The 25,622-nt window shown below is 58.8% G+C and carries 27 protein-coding genes and 1 tRNA gene; 14 read left to right on the top strand and 14 right to left on the bottom strand.

Annotation, left to right across the window (positions count from 1 at the left end):
- Nucleotides 1-85: 85 nt before the first annotated feature.
- Nucleotides 86-173, bottom strand: a tRNA-Ser gene (locus tag ACMG4N_RS10900).
- A 351-nt stretch (nt 174-524) separates the two neighbouring features.
- On the opposite strand from ACMG4N_RS10900, the gene ACMG4N_RS10895 reads away from it, so the two are divergent.
- The 5 genes from ACMG4N_RS10895 (at nt 525) to ACMG4N_RS10875 (ending at nt 3,210) form a co-directional block, all read left to right on the top strand.
- The gene (locus tag ACMG4N_RS10895; RefSeq protein WP_035244483.1) at nt 525-1,205 is read left to right on the top strand and encodes a Bax inhibitor-1/YccA family protein; all 681 of its coding nucleotides are present in this window, start codon (nt 525-527) and stop codon (nt 1,203-1,205) included.
- On the top strand, nt 1,205-1,564 hold the full coding sequence (gene tusD / locus ACMG4N_RS10890) for a sulfurtransferase complex subunit TusD (protein ID WP_272961769.1): 360 nt from the start codon (nt 1,205-1,207) through the stop codon (nt 1,562-1,564). The genes ACMG4N_RS10895 and tusD overlap by 1 nt, the downstream gene beginning before the upstream one ends.
- Complete coding sequence (locus ACMG4N_RS10885) at nt 1,557-1,859, top strand: hypothetical protein (RefSeq protein ID WP_297763605.1); 303 nt, start codon at nt 1,557-1,559, stop codon at nt 1,857-1,859. Before tusD ends, ACMG4N_RS10885 begins: the two co-directional genes overlap by 8 nt.
- A 4-nt stretch (nt 1,860-1,863) precedes the next feature.
- A complete protein-coding gene (locus ACMG4N_RS10880; protein WP_035244487.1) occupies nt 1,864-2,115 on the top strand; it encodes a hypothetical protein in 252 nt (83 codons plus the stop codon).
- Between the two features lie 81 nt (nt 2,116-2,196).
- Complete coding sequence (locus tag ACMG4N_RS10875; protein WP_414431638.1) at nt 2,197-3,210, top strand: glycosyl transferase family protein; 1,014 nt, start codon at nt 2,197-2,199, stop codon at nt 3,208-3,210.
- A gap of 140 nt (nt 3,211-3,350) precedes the next feature.
- Here ACMG4N_RS10875 and cysG read toward each other — a convergent pair whose 3' ends face one another.
- From cysG to ACMG4N_RS10845, 6 genes are all read right to left on the bottom strand, one after another.
- The gene (gene cysG, locus ACMG4N_RS10870) at nt 3,351-4,742 is read right to left on the bottom strand and encodes a siroheme synthase CysG (protein WP_414431637.1); all 1,392 of its coding nucleotides are present in this window, start codon (nt 4,740-4,742) and stop codon (nt 3,351-3,353) included.
- Nucleotides 4,743-4,774: 32 nt separating this feature from the next.
- Nucleotides 4,775-6,067 (bottom strand): serine--tRNA ligase, encoded by a 1,293-nt coding sequence (gene serS, locus ACMG4N_RS10865; RefSeq protein ID WP_414431636.1) that lies wholly within the window; start codon nt 6,065-6,067, stop codon nt 4,775-4,777.
- Between the two features lie 172 nt (nt 6,068-6,239).
- Nucleotides 6,240-6,632, bottom strand: coding sequence for a fluoride efflux transporter FluC (locus ACMG4N_RS10860; RefSeq protein ID WP_414431634.1), 393 nt, complete (start codon nt 6,630-6,632; stop codon nt 6,240-6,242).
- Nucleotides 6,629-7,960: a replication-associated recombination protein A gene (locus ACMG4N_RS10855; RefSeq protein ID WP_414431633.1), complete on the bottom strand. Its 1,332-nt coding sequence runs from the start codon at nt 7,958-7,960 to the stop codon at nt 6,629-6,631. The genes ACMG4N_RS10860 and ACMG4N_RS10855 overlap by 4 nt, the downstream gene beginning before the upstream one ends.
- A complete protein-coding gene (gene lolA, locus ACMG4N_RS10850) occupies nt 7,957-8,571 on the bottom strand; it encodes an outer membrane lipoprotein chaperone LolA (protein WP_297763586.1) in 615 nt (204 codons plus the stop codon). Before lolA ends, ACMG4N_RS10855 begins: the two co-directional genes overlap by 4 nt.
- A 31-nt stretch (nt 8,572-8,602) precedes the next feature.
- Complete coding sequence (locus ACMG4N_RS10845; RefSeq protein ID WP_297763582.1) at nt 8,603-10,918, bottom strand: DNA translocase FtsK; 2,316 nt, start codon at nt 10,916-10,918, stop codon at nt 8,603-8,605.
- A 315-nt stretch (nt 10,919-11,233) separates the two neighbouring features.
- Here ACMG4N_RS10845 and trxB point away from each other — a divergent pair, with 315 nt between their 5' ends.
- The 4 genes from trxB to infA all read left to right on the top strand — a co-directional run bounded on the left by trxB (nt 11,234) and on the right by infA (nt 14,118).
- The gene (trxB, locus tag ACMG4N_RS10840) at nt 11,234-12,181 is read left to right on the top strand and encodes a thioredoxin-disulfide reductase (protein WP_297763579.1); all 948 of its coding nucleotides are present in this window, start codon (nt 11,234-11,236) and stop codon (nt 12,179-12,181) included.
- A 3-nt stretch (nt 12,182-12,184) separates the two neighbouring features.
- Nucleotides 12,185-12,907 carry a leucyl/phenylalanyl-tRNA--protein transferase gene (gene aat / locus ACMG4N_RS10835; protein ID WP_297763576.1) on the top strand — a complete coding sequence of 241 codons (723 nt, stop codon included), beginning with the start codon at nt 12,185-12,187 and terminating at the stop codon, nt 12,905-12,907.
- A gap of 145 nt (nt 12,908-13,052) precedes the next feature.
- A complete protein-coding gene (locus ACMG4N_RS10830; RefSeq protein WP_297763573.1) occupies nt 13,053-13,766 on the top strand; it encodes an arginyltransferase in 714 nt (237 codons plus the stop codon).
- 133 nt (nt 13,767-13,899) lie between these two features.
- Nucleotides 13,900-14,118: a translation initiation factor IF-1 gene (infA, locus tag ACMG4N_RS10825; RefSeq protein ID WP_008929746.1), complete on the top strand. Its 219-nt coding sequence runs from the start codon at nt 13,900-13,902 to the stop codon at nt 14,116-14,118.
- 133 nt (nt 14,119-14,251) lie between these two features.
- Here the strand turns inward: infA and clpA are convergent, their stop codons facing one another.
- On the bottom strand, nt 14,252-16,516 hold the full coding sequence (clpA, locus tag ACMG4N_RS10820; protein ID WP_414431631.1) for an ATP-dependent Clp protease ATP-binding subunit ClpA: 2,265 nt from the start codon (nt 16,514-16,516) through the stop codon (nt 14,252-14,254).
- A gap of 47 nt (nt 16,517-16,563) precedes the next feature.
- The gene (gene clpS / locus ACMG4N_RS10815; protein WP_297763562.1) at nt 16,564-16,920 is read right to left on the bottom strand and encodes an ATP-dependent Clp protease adapter ClpS; all 357 of its coding nucleotides are present in this window, start codon (nt 16,918-16,920) and stop codon (nt 16,564-16,566) included.
- A 255-nt stretch (nt 16,921-17,175) separates the two neighbouring features.
- Between clpS and ACMG4N_RS10810 the strand changes: the two genes are divergently transcribed.
- Complete coding sequence (locus ACMG4N_RS10810; protein ID WP_297763559.1) at nt 17,176-17,439, top strand: cold-shock protein; 264 nt, start codon at nt 17,176-17,178, stop codon at nt 17,437-17,439.
- 27 nt (nt 17,440-17,466) lie between these two features.
- On the opposite strand, the gene icd is transcribed toward ACMG4N_RS10810, so the two are convergent.
- Nucleotides 17,467-18,729 carry an NADP-dependent isocitrate dehydrogenase gene (gene icd / locus ACMG4N_RS10805; protein ID WP_297763556.1) on the bottom strand — a complete coding sequence of 421 codons (1,263 nt, stop codon included), beginning with the start codon at nt 18,727-18,729 and terminating at the stop codon, nt 17,467-17,469.
- Nucleotides 18,730-19,030: 301 nt separating this feature from the next.
- On the bottom strand, nt 19,031-21,253 hold the full coding sequence (locus tag ACMG4N_RS10800; RefSeq protein WP_297763554.1) for an NADP-dependent isocitrate dehydrogenase: 2,223 nt from the start codon (nt 21,251-21,253) through the stop codon (nt 19,031-19,033).
- Nucleotides 21,254-21,471: 218 nt separating this feature from the next.
- On the opposite strand from ACMG4N_RS10800, the gene ACMG4N_RS10795 reads away from it, so the two are divergent.
- Nucleotides 21,472-22,095 carry a pseudouridine synthase gene (locus tag ACMG4N_RS10795; protein WP_297763551.1) on the top strand — a complete coding sequence of 208 codons (624 nt, stop codon included), beginning with the start codon at nt 21,472-21,474 and terminating at the stop codon, nt 22,093-22,095.
- On the opposite strand, the gene ACMG4N_RS10790 is transcribed toward ACMG4N_RS10795, so the two are convergent.
- The 3 genes from ACMG4N_RS10790 to moaC are packed head-to-tail and all read right to left on the bottom strand — an operon-like array spanning nt 21,998 to nt 23,222.
- On the bottom strand, nt 21,998-22,471 hold the full coding sequence (locus ACMG4N_RS10790; protein WP_035244508.1) for a molybdenum cofactor biosynthesis protein MoaE: 474 nt from the start codon (nt 22,469-22,471) through the stop codon (nt 21,998-22,000). The genes ACMG4N_RS10795 and ACMG4N_RS10790 overlap by 98 nt on opposite strands.
- A complete protein-coding gene (moaD, locus tag ACMG4N_RS10785; RefSeq protein WP_297763547.1) occupies nt 22,468-22,722 on the bottom strand; it encodes a molybdopterin converting factor subunit 1 in 255 nt (84 codons plus the stop codon). The genes ACMG4N_RS10790 and moaD overlap by 4 nt, the downstream gene beginning before the upstream one ends.
- A complete protein-coding gene (moaC, locus tag ACMG4N_RS10780) occupies nt 22,722-23,222 on the bottom strand; it encodes a cyclic pyranopterin monophosphate synthase MoaC (protein ID WP_297763544.1) in 501 nt (166 codons plus the stop codon). The genes moaD and moaC overlap by 1 nt, the downstream gene beginning before the upstream one ends.
- Before the next feature lie 141 nt (nt 23,223-23,363).
- Here moaC and ACMG4N_RS10775 point away from each other — a divergent pair, with 141 nt between their 5' ends.
- The 3 genes from ACMG4N_RS10775 to hflD are packed head-to-tail and all read left to right on the top strand — an operon-like array spanning nt 23,364 to nt 25,588.
- Complete coding sequence (locus ACMG4N_RS10775; protein ID WP_414431629.1) at nt 23,364-23,831, top strand: NUDIX hydrolase; 468 nt, start codon at nt 23,364-23,366, stop codon at nt 23,829-23,831.
- Between the two features lie 15 nt (nt 23,832-23,846).
- Nucleotides 23,847-24,953: a tRNA 2-thiouridine(34) synthase MnmA gene (gene mnmA, locus ACMG4N_RS10770; RefSeq protein ID WP_414431628.1), complete on the top strand. Its 1,107-nt coding sequence runs from the start codon at nt 23,847-23,849 to the stop codon at nt 24,951-24,953.
- Nucleotides 24,950-25,588, top strand: coding sequence for a high frequency lysogenization protein HflD (hflD, locus tag ACMG4N_RS10765; RefSeq protein WP_297763535.1), 639 nt, complete (start codon nt 24,950-24,952; stop codon nt 25,586-25,588). Before mnmA ends, hflD begins: the two co-directional genes overlap by 4 nt.
- Nucleotides 25,589-25,622 lie beyond the last annotated feature (34 nt).

The raw sequence follows: 25,622 nt of genomic DNA, 5'->3' as shown, positions 1-25,622 counted from the left end.
CGCCTGGCGTCATGACAAGCGAAACAACAGGCCGCCCACTGAGCATAAAAAAAGCCCGCACTCATTTGAGTGCGGGCTTCTTGTTTGGCGGAGGGGGTGGGATTTGAACCCACGGACGGTCTCCCGTCGCCGGTTTTCAAGACCGGTGCATTCGGCCACTCTGCCACCCCTCCGGACAGGGCAGCAATAATACATGAGCAGTAAGGTCAGTCAATCTCGGCAAGCGTAAACGGTTGAAAGTTAACCAGACTGACTCACTTAATCGCCTTCATCATTCATCAACAGGACTAAATTCGCTGATGTTTAGGTCACACAGCGTTGCCTCTGCTCTTAATGGCCGAAATTGCATGCCTGGGACGCCGCAAAGAACCTGTCAGGCGCGCCTCGGGGCTCCGGTTAAACCCTTGTTCGAGCAAAGCCGACGAAATAGCTGACAAACCCGGTTTATCCCTTGTTTCATTGCTTGATTTTGACGCGGCCGCCCTTATGATCACAGGTACAATTCGCAGGATGAGTGCAAACACATGAATAACCAGACCAACCCCTATTCCGTCTCCTCGCACGGCGCTGCCGTCACCGGAGAACGTGCGGCCCAGGTATTGAAGAACACCTACATGCTGCTGGGGCTGTCACTGATTGTCGCTACCGGTGCATCCTGGTTTGCCATGGCCAGCAACATCGGTTTCGTCAACGTATGGCTGACCCTCGGCGTCTACTTCGGCCTGCTGTTCGCCACCAATATGCTCCGCAATAGCGCCTGGGGCATCCTGGCCGTATTCGGCCTGACCGGGTGGCTGGGCTTTACCACTGGCCCGATCATCAACATGTACGCGCAAATGCCTGGCGGCATGGAAACCGTGACCATGGCTCTGGGCGGTACTGCAGGCATCTTTGTGGCCATGTCAGCCATCGCGCTGGTGACCAAGAAAGACTTCAGCTTCATGACCAACTTCATCATGGTCGGTATTCTGGTGGCTTTTGTTGCGGCAATCGCCAATATCTTCTTCGCCATACCGGCACTGGCCCTGGCGATCTCCGCCGCTTTCGTATTGCTGTCCTCAATGCTGATCTTGTGGCAGACCAGCGCCATCATTCACGGCGGCGAGACCAACTACATCATGGCCACGGTGACCCTGTTCGTGTCCCTGTATAACCTCTTCATGTCTCTGCTGCACCTGCTCACCGCCCTCGGCGGCGACGATTGATGCGGTTTGCCCTTCTGGTCAATGCGGCGGCGGATTCCGCCGCCGCACTGACCGCTCTCCACACCGCCCAAGCCCTGCTGGGCCACTCAGATCACCAACTATATCGCCTTTTTTTCTACCGGGATGCCGTGCACCTGGCACATCGTCATGCCTGGAGTGCCGACGGAGCCCAAGCCAATGCGGCCCAGCAATGGCAGCAATGGCTGGCTGACAACCCGCTGGACGCGGTGGTTTGTGTGGGGGCAGCACAGCGCCGGGGAGTGGTAGCGGATACCCTGGCGGACGGTTTCTCCCTGGCCGGACTGGGACAGTGGGCAGATGCCCTGATTCACAGCGATCGGGTAATACAGTTTGGCTAATCAGATTCTCTATATCGCCAGTGGCAGCGCACCGCTGTCCAGCCAGTTTCAGGAAACCCTGGATATGCTGCTAACCGGGGCAGCCTTCGGCCAGCCCACGATCCTGTGGCTCACCGAAGTGTGCCTGCAGCAGCTGCAACTGGCTCCCAGCGATAGCCTGGCACAGCTGCCGGACTTCGGCGTACGCTGTGTCACTGACGGGCCGGCGCCGCTCGCGCCAATCCCGGTAGAGACTCTGGATTCTCAATCCTTACAGACGCTGCGCGACCAGTGCGGTCAGGTTCTGGTGTTCTAAGGCGATGATTCACCTGATTGGTTTCACCCCGGACAGCCCCCAGCGCCAGGCATTCGAAAGCCTGTATCGGGACGGCGATATCTGCGTATTCAGCGATGCGGGCCTGTTGTTTGCTTCACGGTTACCCCTGAAGGGCGACGGCTACCTGCTTCAGCATCCCGCCCTGGCCCTGCCGGACAGCCCCTTGCCTGTTATCGACCATGCCCGGCTGCTGGAGCTGGTCGCCGAGCATGGCCCTTGTACCAGTTGGTATTGATATAACGCTCACACGCAGTACGCTGCTCGCAACATCCGCCCTTGCAAGCCTGAGGCACGACGAGCATCCACGAGGTTGTCCATGACTGAACATGCTTTTGCCCCCTTTGTACGCACGCTTGGCCGCGGTAAACGGGCCCGGCGCAGCCTCACCCGCGAGGAAGCCCGGGACGCCATGCAAGCGATCCTCGATGGCCAGGTGGAGGACATTCAGCTTGGCGCCTTCCTGATGCTGCTGCGGGTCAAGGAAGAAACCCCGGAAGAGCTGGCCGGTTTTCTGGATGCCTGCCGCCCGGTTTGCTACCAGGTGCTGGAAAGCTTGCCTGACGTGCATCTGGACTGGCCCAGCTATGCGGGCAAGAAGAAACACCACCCCTGGTACCTGCTGGCAGCGCTGTTGCTGGCCAACCAGGGCATCCGCACCCTGCTCCACGGTGGCCCCGCCCATACCCCCAACCGGGTCTACAGCGATCAGCTTCTGCCACAACTGGGCCTGCCGGTGGCCAACTCCCCAGAGGAGGCCGCCGCGCATCTGGATCAGCATGGCCTGGCGTATCTGCCGCTGGAGACGTTCTGCGCGCCACTGTCACGCCTGTTGACCCTGCGCTACTTCCTCGGCCTGCGCTCCCCCATCAACACGCTGGCACGCAGTCTCAACCCGTCCAAGGCCCCCCTGTCCATGCAGAGCGTCTTCCACCCGGCCTATATCGAACTGCACCAGGGGGCCGCTGACCTGGCCGGTGATAAGGACCTGCTGCTGTTCAAGGGCGAAGGCGGCGAACTGGAAATCCGCCCTGATGCGCGCACCCAGATCACCGGCATCCGCCACGGTGGACATCTGGAAGGCGCAGCCGTTCTGGACAACGTCATGCCACGGCAAAGCCCCCCTGGCGAGCCCGATGCGCAGACGGTGCTGGCGGTATGGCGTGGCGAACAGAGCGATGACTATGGCGAAAATGCAGTAATTCAGACGGTAGCGGTAGCGCTATGGGGGCTGGATCGGGCGGCTTCGCTGGACGAGGCGCAGGGACAGGCACGTGAGTTGTGGCAAAAAAGGGACAAAAGCAGGGTTTATCGGCCAGAAATTAATAGTTAATAATGAATAATTAATAACGTGGCGAGAAAGCGCGTCTCTTTCGAAAGCAAAAAGCCGCGACCATGGCCATGGTCGCGGCTTCTTTGTCTGAAAAACCCATACGCGTGACCGCGTAACTATTAACTATTCATTATTAACTATTAATTGCTCTTCCCGAACCATTCAAACTGCGAATGCAGGCTCACCACACTACCGACAATGATCAACGTGGGCGCATGGATTTCCCGGCCTTCAATCTGGTCCGGCAGGCTGTCCAGGGTGCCGGTGATCACTTCCTGAAGATTGGTGGTGCCTCGCGAGACCAGCCCTATCGGCGTATCCCCGGCGCGACCGTGCTCCATCAACTTGCTACAGATCTGCCGCAGACCGACCAGCCCCATGTAAAACACCACGGTCTCGGTTTCACTGACCAGATGCTGCCAATCCAGGTCCACGGTGCCGTCCTTGCGGTGGCCGGTGACGAAACGGACGGACTGGGCATGATCCCGGTGGGTAAGCGGGATCCCGGCATAAGCGGCACAGCCACTGGCAGCAGTAATACCCGGCACCACCTGAAAGTCGATGCCCTCGGCCACGATCAGGTCGATTTCCTCGCCACCACGACCGAAGATAAAGGGGTCGCCTCCCTTCAGGCGGCACACCTTCTTGCCCTGTTTGGCGTAGTGGACCAACAGCTCGTTGATGTTGTCCTGGGGTAAGGCATGCTTGTCGCGGGCCTTGCCCACGTAGACCAGCTCCGCATCGCGACGGGCAAGATCCACAATGCCCTTGCCTACCAGTCGGTCATAGAGCACCACGTCCGCTTTCTGCAAAAGGCGCAGAGCACGGAAGGTGAGCAAATCCGGGTCACCGGGACCGGCGCCAACCAGATACACCTCACCTCGACTCAACCGTGAAGCATCCGCCGCCTCAATGGCCTCGGCGAGCATGGCTTCCGCCTCGCTGTCCTTGCCGGCCATGACCTTTTCGACCAGCGGCCCTTCCAGGGCCTGCTCCCAGAACAGACGGCGTGCGCCCACATTGTTGAGCTTGTCCTTGAGGGGCTGGCGAAACTTTGCCATCAGGTCGGCAAGGCGGCCCCAGCGAGCCGGCAACATGGACTCCAGCTGGCTACGTAGCTTGCGCGCCAGTACCGGAGAGGCGCCAGAGGAGCTAATGCTGATCAGTACCGGCGAACGATCCACGATGGCCGGAAAAATGAAGTCACCCAGGGAGGGGTTGTCCACCACATTAACCGGCAATCCCCGAGCCTGGGCCTGCTGGGCCACCGCCGCATTCACCGCCGGATCATCGGTGGCACAGATAACCAGTGTCTTCCCGCTCAGATCGGTACTTTCAAAGGCCCGCTCGTGGATGACACCCTGGCTCTGCACCGCAATGTCGCGCAGATCTGCGCACACATGGGGAGCAACCACACTTACTTTTGCACCTGATCGGTGCAGAAGGCGCCCTTTGCGCAGGGCGACTTCTCCGCCCCCCACAAGCAGGGCAGATTTGCCCTGCAGTCGCCAGCTGATTGGTAGGAATTCCATCAATGCTCCCGGTTTCAATGAGCAGGAGCGTGCTACTGCAACCGCTCCAGGCCTCTCATGTAGGGGCGCAATGCCTCCGGTACGGTCACGGAACCATCGTCATTCTGATAGTTCTCCAGGATCGCCACCAGTGTACGCCCTACTGCCAGACCAGACCCATTCAAAGTGTGTACCAGTTCGGGCTTGCCGGTTTCCGGGTTACGCCAACGGGCCTGCATGCGACGGGCCTGGTAGTCACGGAAATTGGAGCAGGAGGAAATTTCCCGGTAACGCTGCTGACTGGGCAGCCATACCTCGATGTCATAGGTTTTGGAGGAGGAAAAGCCCAGATCGCCACCGCACAGGATCACTACCCGATAGGGAAGATCCAGCTTCTGCAGAATCGCCTCCGCATGGCCGGTCAACGCGTCCAGGGCCGCATCCGACTCTTCCGGGCGTACCAATTGCACCAGCTCCACCTTCTCGAACTGGTGCTGGCGGATCATGCCGCGGGTGTCCTTGCCGTGACTGCCCGCTTCGGAGCGGAAACAGGGGGTATGGCAGGTATAACGTCTGGGCAGCGCCTCCGCATCGAGAATTTCATCAGCGGCCAGATTAGTGACCGGCACCTCGGCAGTGGGAATCAGATACAGCTCGCGCTCACCTTCCATCTTGAACAGGTCATCGGAGAACTTGGGCAGCTGGCCGGTGCCGCGCAGGGCTTCCGGGCCCACCAGGTAAGGCACATAGACTTCTTCATAGCCATGTTCGCTGCTGTGAATGTCGAGCATAAAATCGATCAGCGCACGGTGCAGACGGGCCAGGCCACCGGTCATTACCGCAAAGCGGCTGCCGGAGAGTTTGGCGGCGCGCTCGAAATCGAGACCGCCCTGCCCCAGTGCCTCGCCCACGTCCACGTGGTCTTTCGGCTCGAAGGCAAAGGTCTTCGGCGTGCCCCACTGGCGCACTTCCACGTTGTCATCTTCATCGTTGCCGGCGGGCACGGCCTCCTGGGGCACATTGGGGATGCCCATCAGGAAGTCACGGATTTCCTCCTGGATCGCCTTGGCGTTGGCCACTTCCTGATCCAGTTCCTGATCAATGGTCTTCAGGGATTCGGCCACCTGGGCCTTGGCCTGCTCCACATCCATACCGGACTGGATCAGCTGCCCCACCTGCTTGGACGCTTTCTTGCGTTCGGCCTGAAGATCCTGGGAGCGCACGTCCGCCTGTTTGCGGCGGGCATCCAGCGCAGAAAAAGCATCCAGATCCAGGTCAAAACCACGCTTGCTCAGCGCCGCCTTGATGGCTTCACCGTCCTGACGCAGGGCACGAATATCCAGCATGTTTGTTTTACTCCAAGCAAAAAACGCCCGACGCCAGATGTCTGACGCAAGACGCTGATAAGATTCTTTCCTGTAGGAGCCATGCTTGCATGGCGAACCTTCTCGCGAGAGCGCCCTGACGGGCGGTTCGCCATGCGAGCATGGCTCCTACGGTGTATTTTTTCGGCGGTCGTTATTCGAACACCAACCGCCCCAGCAGCAACCCCAGCCCGCCGAGACAAAAACAGACCAGCACCGACGCCAGGCCGTAACCTGCCGCCATGCCGAAGGCTTTCATCTCCACCAACCGAACCAGCTCGAAGGAAAAAGTGGAAAAGGTTGTCAGCGCGCCGAGCATGCCGGTCATCAGTGCCAGGCGCCAGAGCTCACCCACTGGCAGGCTGGCCAGTGCCACGGCCAGAAAACCGAACAGAAAACTGCCCACCAGATTCACCCCGAAGGTGGCCCAGGGCCAGGCCGGCATGGACGGTACGCCAATCCACAGGGTGGTGGCGAAACGTAGGCAAGCGCCAATGGCACCACCGCCGGCAATGGCGAGCCAGGGCGCCAGGGTTGCCATGCTCATTGCTCGTCTCCGTAGCGCTTCCAGTCGCTCTGCTCGTTCAGTCCACGCAGGCGGGCCAGTTTTTCCGCCACCTTGATCTCCAGCCCCCGGTGGACCGGTTCGTACAAACGCGTGCCACTGAGGCTGGGCGGAAAGTAGTTTTCGCCGGCCACAAAAGCATCCGGAAAATCGTGGGCGTAATGATACTCGGCCCCGAAGCCTTCGTCTTTCATCAACTGGGTGGGCGCGTTACGCAGATGCAGCGGCACTTCGTCAGTGGGATGGTCGCGCACCAGCGCCCGCGCCTGATTGTAGGCCTTGTAAACCGCGTTGCTCTTCGGCGCCACGGCCAAATAGGCAATGGCCTGGGCAATGGCCAGCTCCCCTTCCGGACTGCCCAGCCGCTCCTGCACATCCCAGGCCTGCAGGCACAGGGTGAGTGCTCGAGGGTCAGCGTTAGCCACCTCTTCACTGGCCATCCTCACTACGCGGCGGGCAATGTACAGGGGGTCACAGCCACCGTCCAGCATGCGGGCAAACCAATACAGGGCCGCATCCGGGTCGGACCCGCGCACGGATTTATGCAGCGCGCTGATCTGGTCATAGAACAAATCCCCGCCCTTGTCGAAACGTCGTACCGCATCGCGCAGCACTTCACGCATCAGTTCCGCATCGATAACGGGCGTTTCGCCGTCGGCCAGATCCGCTGCGACTTCCAGCATGTTGAGCAGGCGCCGGGCATCACCGTCGGCGTAGTTGAGCAGTAATTCGCTGGCGTCATCGTCCAGCTGCATGCCCTTCAGGCTCGGCTCCGCCAGAGCCCGCGCCAGCAAACCGCGCAGGTCATCCGCCGTCAGCGATCTCAGCCGATACACCCGGGCCCGGGACAGCAAGGCGTTGTTGAGCTCGAAGGAGGGGTTTTCCGTTGTGGCACCGATAAAGGTAATGGTGCCCTCCTCCACATGGGGAAGGAACGCATCCTGCTGGGCCTTGTTGAAACGATGCACTTCATCCACAAACAGCACAGTGCGACGCCCCTGACCCAGACGCACCTGGGCCTGCTCCACCGCCGCGCGGATATCCTTCACACCCGACAGCACCGCGGAAAGCGTTATAAAGGCAGCGTCCACCGCCTGGGCCAGAATCAACGCCAGGGTGGTCTTGCCGGTGCCCGGCGGGCCCCACAGGATCATGGAGTGCAGTTGCCCACGCTCCAGGGCCTGGCGAAAAGGCTTACCCTCGCCCACCAGATGCTGCTGGCCCACGTACTCGTCCAGCGAGGTGGGACGCAGGCGCGCCGCCAGGGGCTGGGCCTGCTGGGCGGCATCGGTGGCGAACAGGTCGTTCATTGCTGTTGCTGAATGACATCCGTGCCTTCCGGCGGCACGAAGCTGAACAGGGAGGCATCAATGCCTGAGTTGACCCTGAGATCGCGAAAATCGATCACGGTCTGCTGCCCCAGGGCATCCTGCAGACGCATGGAGCTGGGCTGATCGCCCTGAAAGGTGACATCCAGTTGGTCAAACAACGGATCCTTCCCTTTCGGCTTCAGCCGGTAGGTAATCGTTTTCCCCTCCCGGCTGCGCTCGGAAATGGTGAAGGCTTCAGCCACATCCGCGGGCTTGCCACCAAACAACAAGGCCGGAGTCTGGCCCAGGTCCTGGCTGAGGGGACGCACGACTACCTGCTCCAGATCCTTGTCATAGACCCAGACGGTATTGCCATCGGAGACCGCCAGTTGCTCGAAGGGCATTTCCGTGGACCAGTAGAAGCGATTGCCTCGGGCCACCTGAAAGTCCCCTTCCGCTTCCTGCATATGGGTGCCGCCCTGATCCAGCACCATCTGCTCGAACTGGCCCTTCATGGATTCCAGCTTCTGCAGCTTGGACAACAGTTCGTCAGTGGGGGCCGCCCACAACAGCGACGGCATGATCAGTAAACCCGTTACCAGCTTGCGCATTGAGACTCCTTGTTGGCCGTTTCCGGCCTGATTACACCGGCGGTGGCGCCAGCACTTCTCGCTGGCCGTTATTTCCCGCCTCGCTGACAACCCCGGCCATTTCCATGGCTTCCACCAGACGGGCGGCGCGGTTGTAGCCGATTTTCAGTTTCCGCTGCACGGAGGAAATGGAGGCCCGGCGCGACTGGGTCACGTAAGCCACCGCCTCATCGTAAAGCGGGTCGTTTTCGTCATCGCCCCCGCCACCGGCACTTTCCATACCGGGCATGGGTGCATTGAGGTCGCTGCCGCCATCGAGAATTTCTTCCAGATAGTTGGGCTCTCCGCGCTTGCGCCAGTCGTCACAAACCCGGTGCACCTCCTCATCTGAGACAAAGGCGCCGTGAACACGTTCCGGAACACTTTTGCCGCCGGGCAAATAAAGCATGTCCCCGTGACCGAGCAGTTGCTCCGCACCGCCCTGGTCCAGCACCGTGCGCGAATCGATCTTGGACGATACCTGGAAGCCGATCCGGGACGGTACGTTGGCCTTGATCAGGCCGGTAATCACGTCCACGGACGGGCGCTGGGTGGCCAGAATCAGGTGAATGCCGGCGGCCCGGGCCTTCTGGGCGATACGGGCGATCAGCTCTTCCACCTTCTTGCCGACGATCATCATCATGTCGGCAAATTCGTCGATCACAATAACGATGTAAGGCAGATGTTCCGCCAGCGGCGCCTCTTCCTCCAGATTCATGGGGTCGTCGGGCTTCCACATGGGGTCCTTGAGAGGCTGACCCGCTTTCTTGGCATCCGCGACTTTGCGGTTATAGCCGGAAAGGTTACGCACGCCCATGGACGCCATCAGCCGGTAACGGCGCTCCATTTCACCAACGCCCCAGCGCAGAGCGCCGGCGGCTTCTTTCATGTCTGTAACCACCGGGGTCAGCAGATGAGGAATGCCGTCGTACACAGCCAGTTCCAGCATCTTGGGATCAATCAGGATCAGCCGCACATCTTCCGGGTTGGATTTGAACAGCATGGACAGCAGCATGGCGTTCACGCCCACGGACTTACCGGAGCCGGTGGTACCTGCCACCAACAGGTGGGGCATCTTGGCCAGGTCGGCCATCACCGGGTTGCCGGCGATGTCCTTGCCCAGAGCCATAGTCAGCGGCGACGGCGACTGGTCAAACATCTGGGTGCCGACCACTTCGGTAAAGCGGATCATTTCCCGCTGCTCGTTGGGAATTTCGATACCCACGGTGGTCTTGCCGGGAATCACCTCGACCACACGCACGCTGATCACCGCCAGGGAACGAGCCAGATCCTTGGCGAGATTGGTGATCCGGGACACCTTGATGCCCGGTGCAGGCTGAATTTCGAAACGGGTAATGACCGGGCCGGGCTGTACCGCTACTACCTCGGCCTCGATATTGAAGTCCTTGAGCTTGATTTCCAGCAGGCGGGACATACCTTCCAGGGCTTCCTCGGAGAAACCGCCCTTGGCCTCCTCTACCGGGTCAAGCAACACCAGTGGCGGTAATTCACCGCTCACTTCCGTGGTAAACAGTTTCTGCTGCTTCTCTTTGTGGACTCGTGCGCTTTTCTCCACCGGTTTGGCCGGCTTGGCTATCTTCGGCGGTGTGCGGGTCTCCGCCTTCTTCTTGGCTTCGCTGATCACCTTGGCGCGCTTTTCATGGGCCTGTTTCTTCTGCTGCGCTTCCTCACGCCGTTTGCGGCGCGCCTGCCACCAGGCGGGGATTTTCTCGAAGGCACCGAGCACCATGGCCCCCAGGCCCTCAGCCAGGGCAATCCAGGACAGATCGGTAAAGATGGTGACCCCGATCAGAAACAGGGCAACCATGATCAGGCTGCCGCCCAGAGGATTGAAACCATTCAGCGCGGCGGCGCCGACTTCGTGGCCGAGAATTCCGCCTGCCCCTTCCGGGAGTGCATCCCCAACGGTGAAGTGCATGTAAGAAAGCGCGGTGCCGGCCAGCATGGTCAACACGAAGCCGACCAGGCGCAGGCTGAATAGTGGCCAGCTGCCAGGCAAACCGGCGTGACGTTCACGCAGCACCTTGGTGGCCCAGAAGCCCACCAGCACCGGAAACAGGTACGCCATATAGCCAAACAGGCCCAGCAACAGATCGGCGCTGAATGCGCCGGCACGGCCAGCGGCATTGCGCACGGCGTCCACATTGCCCACGTAGGACCAACCCGGATCCCGGCTGTCGAAGCTGATCAACGCCAGCAGCAGATACAGGCACAGGGCAATCAGGGCGATCACCATGCCCTCGATCAAGCCGCGCTTGAGATGGCGGGAAAACCCGGACTGTCCTTGCCCGGCAACCGTTTTACTCACGCCTTACCCCTTGAATTCATAAAGTTAAGCTTAAGGAAGTGCCGATAACGAATTGAAATTATTGCGATTGTAGTCAATCCCGCTGGGAGCGGCCAGCTTTGTCGCCCCGCCACTGGCGGGCCGGCGGGGATTATCGCATAAATCCTCTCGACTGCCTGCCCGAGCGGGGTGCAGTTGGCTTATCCTATGACACTTATAGGCTTCACGAACCCCCTGTTTTACGGTAGTTTTCACACGCCTTGAATGCGCAGGGCCGCGCCCCCATTTGTTTGGGAGCCATCAGTACCTGACCTTACCTATCAACTGGAGTTCTCAATGAGCGACGTGCAGCACCATCGCCTGATTATCCTCGGTTCCGGCCCTGCGGGTTACACCGCCGCCGTTTACGCCGCCCGTGCCAACCTCAAGCCGGTGGTAATTACCGGGATTCAGCCGGGTGGGCAGCTCACCACCACCACCGAGGTGGATAACTGGCCCGGTGACGTTGAAGGGTTGCAGGGTCCCGACCTGATGGTGCGCATGCAGCAGCATGCCGAGCGCTTTGATACAGAAATGGTGTACGACCACATCAACGAAGTGGATGTTCGCAATCGCCCCTTTACCCTCAAGGGTGACAGCGGCACCTACACCTGTGATGCCTTGATCATCGCTACAGGCGCCACCGCCATGTATCTGGGTCTGGAGTCCGAGGAAGCCTTTATGGGCCGCGGCGTTTCCGCCTGCGCCACCTGTGATGGTTTCTTTTACAAGAACCAGCGCGTGGCCGTTATCGGCGGCGGCAACACCGCTGTCGAGGAAGCACTGTATCTGTCGCACATCGCTGAACACGTGACCCTGGTACACCGCCGCGACAGCCTGCGTGCGGAGAAAATCCTCCAGGACAAGCTGCTCGCCAAGGACAACATCAGCGTTGAGTGGGACCACACCCTCGAAGAGGTGCTGGGCGATGATAGCGGCGTTACCGGCATGCGCATCCAGTCCACCAAGGGCGAAGGCAGTAAGGATATTGAACTGCAGGGCGTGTTTATTGCCATCGGCCACAAACCGAACACCGACATCTTCCAGGGCCAGCTGGACATGAATGACGGCTACATCAAGATCCACAGCGGTATCGAAGGCAATGCTACTGCGACCACCGTTGAGGGCGTCTTTGCCGCCGGCGATGTGGCGGATCACGTCTACCGTCAGGCGGTGACTTCCGCCGGTGCCGGCTGCATGGCGGCTCTGGATGCGGAGAAGTATCTGGACAGCCTGAACCACTAAGGCATGGTGCCGTGGCTGGAACCGGGAACGGCGTTCCCGGATACCCGCACCGCCCTGAGCGACCCGGAGGGCCTGTTGGCCGCCGGGGCCGACTTGAGCCCGGAGACCCTGCTCCGGGCTTATTCGTTGGGCATCTTTCCCTGGTATGACGCGGACTACCAGCCAATCCTGTGGTGGTCCCCTGCCCCGCGCTGTGTCATCCATGCGCACAAGATTCATATCAGCCGCAGTCTGACCCGCCACCTGCGCCGTAGCGATTTCACCGTCACCCTTGATCGGGCTTTCGAATCTGTGATGCGCCTGTGTGCCGCTCCCCGCGCTGATGGCACGGGCACCTGGATCAGTGAAGAGATGATCGCGGCCTATGTGCGCCTGCACACTCTTGGCTACGCCCACAGCCTGGAAATCTGGCAGGACGGGCAGATTGCCGGTGCTGTCTACGGCATCAAGCTGGGAGGGCTGTTCTTTGGCGAATCCATGGTTTCCCCGCAGCCCAACGGTTCCAAGATGGCCTTCGCCGCCCTGCGCGCGCTGGCGCCCACTCTCGGCATCCAGCTTATCGATGCCCAGGTCGAGAACCCGCATCTGCTCACGCTGGGCGCCGAACTCATCAACCGCCCTACTTTCGAGGGATTGCTCAAAGCACTGATCCCAGACGCCCCAAGGGCCGAACGCTGGCCTGAAACCGAATGGAGCCGGTCCCTGGTCCTGACGACTGACGACTGACGACTGACGACTGACGACTGACGACTGACGCCAATGATGCGACACCAGAGACTCCATGCCAGCAGGCATCAACGCCTTTCGGTGATTTCTGCTTCCTGCCTCACGCATCTGGCGTCTGGCGTTATTTCTCCTCTACACTGAAGGCATGACTGATCTGTCCACGCTGCGCTTTTTCCGCACCCCGGCCCACAGCTGCAGTTACCTCGAGGACCGCCAGGCCTCTACGCTGTTTGTGGACCCACAGGCCAAACTGTCACCAGAGCTCTACAGTGAATTGAGCTTGCTGGGGTTTCGTCGTAGCGGTGATTATCTGTATCGCCCCCACTGCGAAGGCTGCAACGCCTGCATCCCGGCCCGGGTGAGGGTGGCGGATTTCCGTCCCCGTCGCCGCCACCGGCGGATCGAGAAGACCAATCAGGATCTCACCGTCCACCGGGAGCCGGCTCGCTACACCCGCGAGTTCTACAATCTCTACGCAGCCTACATAGATCAACGTCATGGTGACGGGGATATGTATCCCCCTTCAGAGGAGCAGTTCACCAACTTTCTGACCTGTGACTGGGCAGACACCCATTTCTACTGCTTCCGGCAGGGCGAAACCTTGCTAGCCGTGGCGGTCACCGACCAACTGGAAGACGGCCTTTCTGCGGTCTACACCTTCTTTGATCCGCAGCTCCCTGAGCGCAGCCTGGGAGTAATGGCGCTGCTCTGGCAGATCCGCCACTGCCAGCACCTGGAACTTCCCTACCTGTATCTGGGCTACTGGATTCATCAATGCCAAAAGATGGAATACAAGAGCCAGTACCGCCCCCTGGAAATTCTCCGCAGTGGTGCCTGGAAAGAGTTCGACCCGGACTGAATCGCTTCTCCAGGCCCCCTGCAATGAGCCGAATAACCCGCTTTTTAACCGCTTCCCAACTTCTTTTGCAGCCAGCCGTCTTTTCCGGCACAATTGCGCCCGCTAATAGCCGGTAACCCAAGGTATTCGTTGGATGGCGAAAGAAGAGCAGATTGAACTAGAAGGTGTCATCGTTGAAACCCTGCCAAACACGATGTTTCGTGTGAAGCTGGACAACGGTCATGTTATTACCGCCCATATCTCCGGGAAGATGCGTAAATTCTATATCCGCATTCTCACCGGCGACCGGGTCAAGGTGGAAATGTCCCCCTATGACCTGAGCAAGGGCCGTATTACGTTCCGCATGAAATAAGTGAAAGGCAGTTAACAGTTAATAAGTAACAGTTAACAGCTAAAAAAATACCCCCGTCTTTTCACAGAGCCGGGGGTATTTTTGTTTTTTCTTAGCTATTAACTATTCACTGTTAACTTTTCACTGCTTCTCTTTATGCTGGCTCCGGTTCCGCCGCCTTTACGGTGAGCGACAGCTGGCCATCCTTCTCGGTCACATCGACCTGCCCACCGTTCTCGGACAATTCGCCGAACAGCAATTTTTCCGCCAGCGGCTTCTTGAGCTGCTCCTGGATCAGGCGTGCCATGGGGCGGGCACCCATATCCTTGTCGTAGCCCTTGTCTGCCAGCCAGGTTCGGGCGGCCTTGTCCACGTTGAGCACCACACCCTTCTCGTCCAGCTGCGCCTGCAGTTCCACCAGGAATTTGTCCACCACACCGAGAATAACCTCGCTGGTGAGCGGCAGAAACTGGATGGTGCCATCCAGGCGATTGCGGAATTCGGGCGTGAATACCTTCTTCAGCACCTCCATACCGTCCGTGCTGTTGTCCTGCTCGGTAAAGCCGATAGAACGCTTGTTGAGGACCTCTGCGCCGGCGTTGGTGGTCATGATCAAAATCACATTACGGAAGTCCGCCTTGCGACCGTTGTTATCGGTCAGGGTGGCGTTATCCATCACCTGCAACAGGATATTGAACACCTCAGGGTGGGCCTTCTCGATTTCGTCCAGCAACAGCACACAGTGCGGCGTCTTGGTCACTGCTTCAGTCAACAGCCCGCCCTGGTCGTAACCCACATACCCTGGCGGCGCACCAATCAACCGGCTCACGGTGTGACGCTCCATGTACTCGGACATGTCAAACCGCACCAGTTCGACACCGAGAGCCCGGGCAAGCTGACGGCTAACTTCGGTCTTGCCGACGCCGGTGGGGCCGGCAAACATGAAGCTACCAATGGGCTTGTGCTCACCCTTGAGGCCGGCACGGGACAACTTGATGGCTGCCGAGATGGTGTCGATGGCCTCTTCCTGGCCGAACACGGTCATCTTCAGGTCCCGCTCCAGGTTGCGCAGCAGCTCCTTGTCAGACGAGGACACCTGCTTGGGAGGAATGCGGACAATCTTCGCCACCATGTCTTCCACATCGGATTCGTCGATGGTGTGCTTGCGCTGATCTTCCGGGCGCAGGCGCTGCCAGGCCCCTACCTCGTCGATTACGTCGATGGCCTTGTCAGGCAGGTAGCGATCATTGATATAACGGGCACTCAGTTCCGCCGCCGCTTTCAGGGCCGCATCGCTGTAGCTCACATCATGATGCTTCTCGAAACGACTTTTCAGCCCCTTGAGAATCCCCACGGTATCTTCCACGGAGGGCTCCACCACATCGATCTTCTGGAAGCGACGTGACAAGGCACGGTCCTTCTCGAACACGCCCCGGTATTCCTGGAAGGTGGTCGAGCCCATGCACTTGAGTTCACCGCTGGCCAGCATCGGTTTGAGCAGATTGGAGGCATCCATAACGCCACCGGAGGCCGCGCCCGCGCCAATGATGGTGTGAATCTCATCGATAAAGAGAATCGAGTTCGGGTCTTTCTTGAGCTCCGCCAGTACCGATTTCAGGCGCTTCTCGAAATCGCCCCGGTACTTGGTGCCAGCCAGCAATGCGCCCAGATCCAGCGAGTAGACGGTGGCATCCAGCAGCGGTGCCGGTACCTTCTCTTCCACGATCATGCGGGCCAGCCCTTCGGCGATGGCCGTTTTGCCGACACCGGGCTCGCCGACCAGCAGCGGGTTGTTCTTGCGGCGACGGCAGAGAATCTGCGCTGCCCGCTCAATCTCGAAAGCCCGACCCACCAGCGGATCAATGCGATCAGCGCGGGCCAGTTCATTCAGGTTGCTGGCGTAGTTTTCCAGGGCACTGGCTGGCGCGCTCTCACCGCCGTTCTCCATGTCCTGTTCCGCCTCCATGGACGGCTCCGCGTCCTGCACCTGGGAGATGCCGTGAGCAATGAAATTCACCACATCCAGGCGATGGATATCCTGACAGTTGAGGAAATACACTGCCTGGCTTTCCTGCTCATTGAAGATGGCCACCACCACATTGGCGCCGGTCACTTCTTTCTTGCCGGAAGATTGCACGCTGAACACCGCACGCTGCAGCACCCGCTGGAAGCCCAGGGTTGGCTGGGTATCGCGGTCCGGGTCGCTTTCCGGCAATAACGGCGTGGAATCCTCGATAAACTGGCTTAACGAATCGCGCAGTTCCTCCAGATCTGCGCTACAGGCACGCAGAACCTCGACGGCCGCCTCGTTATCCAGCAGCGCCAGCAGCAAATGCTCAACGGTCATGAATTCATGCCGGTGGCTACGTGCGTGGCGGAACGCTTCGTTGAGCGTCATTTCCAGTTCTTTGCTGAGCATAAGGCTACCTCACTGCAGTACCCGGACATTCAGCTGGGGGGCCTGAATCAGGCCTTCTCCACCTGACACATCAGCGGATGCTGATTTTCACGGGCATATTCCACCACCTGAGTGGCTTTCGTTTCGGCGATATCCTGGGGATACACCCCGCACACCGCCTTTCCTTCAGTATGGACCGTAAGCATCACACGGGTTGCCTGCTCGCGGCCCAGATTGAAGAAGTCTTCCAGTATCTCTACCACAAAATCCATGGGGGTGTAGTCATCATTGAGCATCAACACCTTGTACATGGAGGGGGGCTTCAACTTCGGCCTGGCCTCTTCCACCGCCAGATCACCATGGCGATCCGGGTCGGAAGGGGAATCTGCAGGCCCGTTACGGAGATCATCTTTTCCGTGAGCCATCACCGAGTGCCCTTGTTGTTGCCAGTTCATAATGCCTCAAAACCGTTGTAACCCTGCTGGCGTCAGCAGGCAATGAAGAAATGATGGGCGGTAACGGATTTTTCAATCCCTGCCCGTAAATATTTCACGGGCTTGACACCCTGCGACGCATGTTTAAAAGTTGCACGATAACTCCGGTTACCAGTTTACCGTAGCAGTCGGCCCGGGGATAACAACAAACAATGACAGCCATTGGATAGGCAAGAGGGAAGGACCATGGCAACGGGACGAGTAAAGTGGTTTAACAATGCCAAGGGGTACGGGTTTGTCAGGCCAGATGAAGGGGGAGAGGATCTGTTCGTCCACTACTCCTATATCCAGATGGAGGGCTACAAGAGCCTGAAGGCAGGCCAACCCGTGGAATACGAGGTTCAGCCGGCCAACAAGGGCTTTCATGCCGTCAATCTTCGTGCTGATGGGGAATACGTGGAAGCCGATAACGAAGAAGGCGCCGCTGAAAAACAGTCGACGCCTTCCTGATAGCACCATGAGTGGGTATCTGGCTGATCAGATACCCATATGCTCAATCACTGCATCACCGAATTCAGAGCACTTCAGCAACGTGGCATCCGGCATCAGCCTCTCGAAGTCGTAGGTCACGGTCTTGGCGGCAATGGCCCCTTCCACACCATTGATGATGAGGTCGGCGGCATCATTCCAACCCATGTGCCGCAGCATCATTTCCGCTGACAGGATCAGAGACCCGGGGTTCACCTTGTCCTGACCGGCGTACTTCGGTGCAGTACCGTGGGTCGCCTCGAACAGGGACACGGAGCCACCGATGTTGGCGCCCGGCGCGATGCCGATACCGCCCACTTCCGCTGCCAGGGCATCGGAGATGTAGTCCCCATTCAGGTTCAGGGTGGCAATCACGCTGTAGTCGGCTGGACGCATGAGGATCTGCTGGAGGAAAGCATCCGCAATCACATCCTTGATGATGATTTCCTTGCCGGTACGCGGGTTCTTCATGGTCATCCAGGGGCCGCCATCCAGCAATTCAGCGCCGAAACGGTCGCCGGCAAGCTGATACCCCCAGTCTTTAAAGGCCCCCTCGGTGTACTTCATGATGTTGCCTTTGTGCACCAGGGTGACAGAATCCTTGTCGTTATCGATGGCGTACTGGATCGCCTTGCGAACCAGTCGCTGCGTCCCTTCACGGGACACCGGCTTGATGCCGATACCGCAGCCTTCCGGGAATCGAATCTGGGTCACGCCCATTTCCTCACGCAGAAAACGGATCAGTTTGGTCGCTTCCGGGCTGTCCGCCGCCCATTCGATACCCGCATAGATATCTTCGGAGTTCTCGCGGAAGATGATCATGTCGGTCAGTTCGGGGTGAACCACCGGGCTCGGAACCCCTTCAAAGTAGCGTACCGGGCGCATACAGGTGTAAAGATCGAGCTCCTGACGCAGGGCCACGTTCAAAGAGCGGATGCCACCACCTACCGGGGTGGTGAGCGGTCCCTTGATACCCACGGTGAATTCACGCAGCGCTTCCAGGGTCTCTTCAGGCAGCCAGACATCGGGCCCGTAGACGACGGTGGCCTTTTCCCCGGCATAGACTTCCATCCAGGTAATGCCACGCTTGGTTCCATAGGCTTTTTCAATTGCGGCATTCACCACGTTCATCATCACTGGTGAGATATCAACACCAATGCCGTCCCCTTCGATATAAGGAATAATCGGGTGGTTGGGGACATTCAGGGACAGGTCCGCATTGACTGTGATTTTGTCACCGTCTGCGGGGACCGTGATCTTTTGGTATCCCATCTACACTACTCCCTCTGAATAAAAGCGAATTAGGCGCCTGTCGGCGAGTATAGCACCGAGATGAAGCTCGCGGACATCAAGGGCAAAGCCGGGTTCACCGTGATTCTGCCCTCCTCTGCGGCTCCTCAGATCGTTCAAATCCTCTTCCACAGAAGCGAAATCACCGCAATGATGCTCAGAAGTGCCAGCATGCCCGGAGTGGGCAAACAGGGACAGGCTCAGCAATGCGGTTACCGCATAACGGGTACCGCCTGACAGAAAAAAACCGGCTTTCGCCGGCTTTTATCTTTGCATCTGACGCTTACAGTTTATCCATAATATTATTGAAGGTGGCACTTGGCCGCATGGCAGCGGAGACCTTGCTGAAGTCGGGGTTATAGTAACCACCAATATCAATGGGAGAACCCTGCACCGCTATCATTTCCTTGACGATGTCATTTTCGTTTTCGGTGAGTGCAGAGGCAATCTCAGTGAATTTGTCTTTCAGCTCAGCGTCATCATCCTGTGCAGCGAGTGCCTGGGCCCAGTACATGGCCACATAGAAATGACTGACCCGGTTATCGGGCTCACCCACCTTGCGTGACGGTGACTTGTTCTGCTCAAGATACTGCTCGTTGGCCTTATCCAGGGCTGCAGCAATGACGCTGGCCTTCTTGTTGCCATACTTTTCGCCAAGCTCTTCAATGGACACCGACAGGGCCAGAAATTCGCCCAGCGAATCCCAACGCAGGTGGTTTTCTTCCGTGAATTGCTGCACATGCTTCGGCGCAGAGCCGCCAGCACCGGTTTCATAGAGACCGCCGCCGGCCATCAAAGGCACAATGGAAAGCATCTTGGCGCTAGTACCGAGCTCCAGAATCGGGAACAGGTCCGTCAGATAATCACGCAACACATTACCTGTCACCGAAATGGTATCTTTGCCGCGGATCATGCGCTCCATGGTATAGCGAATCGCCTGAACCGGAGACATGATGCGAATATCAAGCCCTTCGGTATCATGATCCTTGAGGTATTCCCTGACCTTCTGGATAAGCTGCGCATCGTGCGCCCGCTCTTTATCCAGCCAGAAAATGGCAGGCGTACCGCTTTGCCGGGCTCGGTTTACTGCCAGCTTCACCCAATCACGGATAGGCAGGTCCTTCGCCTGGCACATGCGCCAGATATCGCCCTTCTCCACCTCGTGGGTCAGTAGCACCTGGCCATCTTCTCGGACGATACGCATGGTACCGTCCCCTTTTACTTCGAAGGTCTTGTCGTGAGAGCCATATTCCTCGGCTTTCTGCGCCATCAAACCCACATTAGGCACAGAACCACAGGTCACCGGGTCGAAGGCGCCATGGGTTTTGCAGAAATTGATGACTTCCTGATAGATGGTGGCATAGGTGCTTTCAGGAATAACGGCCTTGGTGTCTTTCAGCTTGCCGTCTGCGCCATACATTTTCCCGCCCTGGCGAATCATCGCCGGCATGGAGGCATCGACAATAACGTCAGATGGCACATGCAGGTTGGAAATGCCACGGTCTGAATCAACCATGGCCAGTTCAGGACGATGCAGGTAACAGGCCCGAATGGTGGATTCGATTTCCAGCCGCTGGGAAATCGGCAGTTCCTCGATCTTCTGGTAGATATGGCTCAAGCCGTTGTTCGGGTTGGCGCCGATCTGTTCCAGGGTTTCACCGTGCTGGTCAAACAGCTCTTTATAGAAACGACGAACCGCATAGCCGAACACAATGGGATGAGACACCTTCATCATGGTGGCTTTTACGTGCAGGGAGAAAAGTATGCCCGTGTTCTTGGCATCGTCGAGCTGCTCGTCAAAGAAATCACACAGCGCCTTTTTGCTCATGTACATGGCATCAATCACTTCGCCATCAAGAAGCGGTAATTCCGGCTTCATGACAGTGATGTTGCCATTGGCATCCTCAAACTCGATGCGTACGTTGCATGCCTTCTCAACCGTGGTAGAGGTCTCATGGGAAAAGAAGTCACCGCCACGCATATGGGCAACATGGGTACGGGATGCCTGGCTCCAGTAGCCCATACTATGAGGATTCTTGCGGGCGTAATTTTTTACCGCAATCGGGGCGCGACGGTCCGAGTTGCCTTCGCGAAGTACCGGGTTGACCGCTGAACCCAGAATCTTGGTGTAGCGGGCCTGGATCTCCTCTTCCTCTTCGCTGCGAGGCTCATCAGGATATTCAGGCACCTTGAACCCGTGTTCATTCAGCTCCGCGATAGCTTCCCTGAGCTGATGAATGGAGGCACTGATATTGGGGAGTTTGATGATGTTGGCTTCAGGATCTTGCGTCAAAGCACCGAGTTCAGAAAGAGCATCCTCCACCTTTTGCTCTTCTGACAGATAGTCAGGGAACGTAGCGAGAATGCGTGCAGCCAGTGAGATATCACTGCTTTCAACGTCTATGCCAGCGATCGACGTAAATTTTTCAATGATGGGTAAAAAGGAATAGGTCGCCAGCGCTGGCGCCTCATCAGTTATGGTATAGATAATTTTAGGGGTGGTCATAAAATTACAGGTCCCAATTGTATTGGCAGTGCTTCCCGCCCGATATGAGCCGGCTTTTGGCCGTCAGATCAGCGAGACCGAACAGGAGTGCTCCCTCCAGATAAACCGTATTCTGCATCAGCTGGCGAGTATAGCACCGACCGCCTACCCTTGTTAGCGTAGCCACCCGGTAACGCGACTCAAATCATCAATGACAGCCATCAGGAATGTCAGGCCATATGGCGCAACTGATTTTGCTCAACAAACCCTTTCAGGTCCTTTCCCAGTTCAGCGACGATCAGGGGCGCCGAACGTTGCGCGAGTTCGTGCCAGTACCCGGTGTGTACCCGGCCGGGCGGCTGGACTGGGATTCTGAAGGGCTGCTGTTGCTAACCGATGACGGTCCCCTGCAGGCACGCATCAGCCAGCCGCGCTTTCATCTGCCCAAGACCTATCTGGTGCAGGTGGAAGGTACGCCCGGGGAGCAGGAACTGCAAAAACTGCGCCAGGGGATCACTCTCAAGGACGGTCCCTGTCGGCCAGCCAAGGTGGAAGCCATCCCGGCACCCGATCTATGGCCGCGCCACCCCCCGGTCAGGACTCGTAAAACGGTAACGGATAGCTGGCTGAGACTCACCATAGACGAAGGTCGAAACCGGCAGGTACGACGCATGACGGCGGCCATTGGCTACCCCACCCTGCGCCTGGTTCGCTGGCAGATCGGCGACTGGGACTTGACCGGCCTGGCTCCCGGAAAATGGCACTCTACGGCAATTCATGCCCCGAAAGCCCCTGCAGCCAGGCGGCCGCGGCCTCGGCATCCCGCTCGCGGGCCTCGACCCAAAACCAGCGGCCGCCGATAAGCTCTTTCTTCCAGAACGGTGCCCGGGTTTTCAGCAAATCCATGATAAACGCACAGGCCTCGAAGGCGGCCTGTCTGTGAGCGGCACTCACCGCTACCTGAACGATGTCATCACCAGGCGATATCGTGCCAACCCGGTGCACCACCCAGGCACCATTAAGGTGCCACTGCGTTGCGGCCTGCTCGACAATGGTGCTCAGCACCGACTCTGTCATCCCCGGATAATGCTCCAGATGGAGCGCTTCCACCCTGCCCTGCTCATCGCGCACCTGCCCGGCAAACTGCACCTGGGCACCGCTGAGGCCGGCATCACCCAGCCATGCGGCCGGCTCGGTACTATCCAGTGGCCCATTACGAATCTCGATACGGGTTTTCATCCGCCGGTCACCGGAGGGAACAGGGCAACCACATCACCGTCGCAAATCGCCGCATCCTCGGTAGCCAGCACTTCATTCACTGCCACCATACGCCGCGGCGTGGCGGCCAGCGCCTGAGCGACTCGCGGGTCCTGTTCTGTCAGCCAGTCCGCCAGCTTCGCTACTGTATTAACCGTTTCCGGTGGCGATACCGTCATATTGTCGTTGCCGACCCGCTCGCGCAGGGCTGCAAAAAAACGCACTTCTATCATCACTCGTCGCCCAGTTCGCAATCCTCTCGCTGGTAATGGCCACTGCGACCACCGCTCTTCTCCAGCAAACAGATCTCTTCAATCACCATGCCACGATCCACCGCCTTGCACATGTCATAGAGTGTCAGTGCGGCCACCGAGGCCGCCGTAAGCGCCTCCATTTCCACACCAGTCACCCCCTTGAGCTTGCAGGTGGTGAGAATTTCCAAGCCATCTTGCCCCGCTTCTTCAATCGCAACCGTCACCTTGCTAAGCAACAGGGGGTGACACATGGGGATCAGATCCCAGGTTTTCTTGGCCGCCTGGATACCGGCTATACGCGCGGTGGCAATCACATCCCCCTTGGGATGCCGCTTATCGCGGATCATTGCCAGGGTTTGCGGCTGCATGCGAATGCGCGCCCGGGCGGTCGCCTCTCGCTGCGTTTGCGCCTTGTCGGTCACGTCCACCATCTGGGCGCGTCCCTGGTCATCCAGGTGGGTAAACCGGTCACCGGGCATTGATCACTCCTGTTGTCTGTGGCGCTGCTGCGCTACCATTCCCGCCTTTATTGTCCGTCTGAATCCATGGATCCATGGTGACAGAACGGATTACGTTATTATTGTGCCCCATTTGGACGGGCCAGTACCGGTAGGGTTGCTATGAACAGCTTTGAGCCGCACATTACTGTGGCCTGTGTGGTGGAACAAGACGGGCGCTTCCTCTTTGTTCGGGAAATGAGCAAGGGCCAGGAAGTGCTGAACCAGCCCGCCGGGCATGTGGAATTCGGTGAAAACCTGATTCAAGCGGCCTACCGGGAAACCCTGGAAGAAACCGCCTGGCAGGTGGAAATCACCGACCTGCTGGGCTGGTATATCTTCCAGCCCTTCCGCGGCGCCGGGGTCTACTACCGCACCTGTTTTGTGGCCAGGCCAGTCAGCCATGACCCGGGCCAGAAGCTGGATACCGGTATTCTTGGCGCCGAATGGCTGACACCGGACGAACTACGCAGCCGCCGCCCCCAACACCGTAGTGCCCTGGTGGAAAAATGCCTGGATGACTACCTGTCAGGCCGGCGCCTGCCACTGGACACCATCTATCAGCACCCCTGGCCGCTGCAACGCGGCTGAGATGAAGGCAGCACCATGAGCCAAGTTTCCGCAAAAGCCCCACAAGACACCCATGTGATCGTCGGCATGTCCGGCGGCGTTGATTCCTCGGTGGCCGCGGCGCGTCTGCTGGATGCGGGTTATCACGTCGAAGGCCTGTTCATGAAGAACTGGGAAGAGGACGATGGCACCGACTACTGCACCGCCCGGGAAGACCTGATGGATGCCATGCAGGTAGCGGGCGTACTGGGTATCGAACTGCATACGGCGAATTTTGCTTCGCAGTACTGGGACCGGGTATTCGAGCACTTCCTGGCCGAGTACAAGGCCGGGCGCACCCCCAACCCGGACATCCTCTGCAACAAGGAAATCAAGTTTCAGGCGTTTCTGGATCACGCTATCACCCTGGGCGCGGACTACATTGCTACCGGTCACTATTCCCAGGTGAGCCACGACGGCAAGGGGCGCCTGCTGCGAGCTGTGGATACCAACAAGGACCAGACCTATTTCCTCCACGCCGTGGATCACCGCAAGTTCGAGCGCACCCTGTTCCCCCTGGGTGACCTGGAAAAGCCGGAAGTCCGTCGCATCGCCGAAGAAAAGGGCTTTGCCAACCACAAGAAGAAGGATTCCACCGGGATCTGCTTCATTGGTGAACGGCGCTTCAAGGATTTTCTCGAACAGTACCTGCCCGCCCAGCCTGGCAAGATCGAGGACGACCATGGCAATGAGATCGGCGATCACGACGGACTCATGTATTACACCCTGGGCCAACGCCAGGGCCTGGGCATTGGCGGCCTAGCCGACGCCGGCGATGCACCCTGGTATGTGGCCGGCAAGGACCTTGAGCGCAACGTGCTGATCGCCGTTCAGGGCACGGATCACCCGTTGCTTTACAGCCGTGAACTGACCAGCGCCCCCATGCAGTGGGTCGCCCTGGCACCGCCGGCGCTGCCCGCCCGACTCACCGCCAAGACCCGCTACCGGCAACCGGACCAGGCCTGCACCGTCAGCGACGCCGGCAATGGCCGTGTTCACGTGGTGTTTGACGACCCCCAACGCGCGGTCACTCCAGGTCAGTCCGTGGTGTTCTACGATGGGCCTGTGTGTCTGGGTGGTGCTGTTATTGAGGAGACCGCATGAGCGAACGCTTCAGCCCGCAACAACAACAGCTTCTGGCCCTGGCAGCGGTCTTTCAGGCCGCCCAGCTGGCCGACGACATTGCCCTGCGTGGCGATTGCGACCCTCGCGCTTTCGAAGCCCTGATGCAGGGCGTCATGGCTCTGGATGCTGAGAGTTTTGACACCATTTACTCACAACCGGCCCTGCTCCGTGATGGCGTCAGCCTGCTCAACCGCAGCCTCAACCGGGATTCCGCCGGTGGCAACCTGCGCCCGCTCAATTACGGCCTGGCCCTGCTGCACTTGGCGGCCAAGTTGCGCAAAACCGATGACACCGTGAATATCCTGCGCCATCGGCTCAAGGCACTGGATGGCCAGCAGGCCCATTTCAGCAGTGTGCGGGACGATGCCTTCTGCCATCGCTTGGCCGGCATTTATGTGGACACCCTGGGCACTTTCCGTTTCCGGATCCAGGTAAAGGGCGAACCGGCCCACCTGCAGGACGAGAACAAAGCCGCCCGGGTCCGGGCCCTGTTCCTGGCGGGGGTGCGTGCCGCCTTCCTCTGGCACCAACTCGGCGGCCGCCGCTGGCAGTTACTGTTCCAGAGAAAGCGACTTTTGAGCGCCATAGAGTCTATAGATATCAACAACCTGTAAGGCTTTCTTAAAGTCACCTGTAGGAGCGGCGCTC

Source organism: Alcanivorax sp. IL2, from assembly GCF_047495475.1.
In the GTDB taxonomy this organism is placed as follows: domain Bacteria; phylum Pseudomonadota; class Gammaproteobacteria; order Pseudomonadales; family Alcanivoracaceae; genus Alcanivorax.
Note: the sequence above shows the minus strand (reverse complement) of the source record. Positions and strands in the feature narration are given on the sequence as shown.